Here is a 692-nt window from a genome sequence, read left to right on the forward strand (position 1 = left end):
GACTGGCGATTGGGACTAAGTCGTAACAAGGTAGCCGTACCGGAAGGTGCGGCTGGATCACCTCCTTTCTAAGGAGCACCTACAACTTTCTCTGCCCCGTGTATGCGGGTGTGGTGGGGTTGTCAGGAGTACGCCCGTTGCGCAGACGCTAGTTCTGCGGCGGGTGCTCACGGGTGGAATATCAACAAATAGGTGCCTGGCGGCACAGGCCGGCAGCTAGTACGGATGCTCTCTTGAGAGTGTCCTGGAACGCACGCCGGAATGAGCTGTTGGGTAGTGTTTGGCACACTGTTGGGTCCTGAGGCAACAGGACCGGGAGGGTTTTCCTTTCCGGGACTTGTGTTTCTGGTTTCCTGGCTGCACCGATCACACGGTTGTTCTGCTCCTTTTGGGGGCGGGGTGTGTGGGGTGTGTGGTACGGGGTTGTTGTTTGAGAACTACATAGTGGACGCGAGCATCTTTTATAAGAAGCAATTTCCAAGAATATGAACCTGGATCTGTCGCTGTTGCCTTTTGGGGTGATGGTGGTGGTTTCTGTGGTTCTCTCGAAAATTACTCCTTGATCTTTTGTGGTCAAGTTTTTAAGAGCACACGGTGGATGCCTTGGCATTAGGAGCCGAAGAAGGACGTAGGAATCTGCGATAAGCCTGGGGGAGTCGATAACCGGACTGTGATCCCAGGGTGTCCGAATG

The 692-nt window shown here is 54.0% G+C and carries 2 rRNA genes; both read left to right on the forward strand.

The window, feature by feature from the left end:
- Positions 1–68, forward strand: a 16S ribosomal RNA gene (locus AC1DDH_RS20390); the annotation flags it as partial.
- Positions 69–571: 503 nt separating this feature from the next.
- Positions 572–692, forward strand: a 23S ribosomal RNA gene (locus AC1DDH_RS20395); the annotation flags it as partial.

The sequence above is a fragment of the Arthrobacter sp. 10T425 genome (assembly GCF_056393985.1).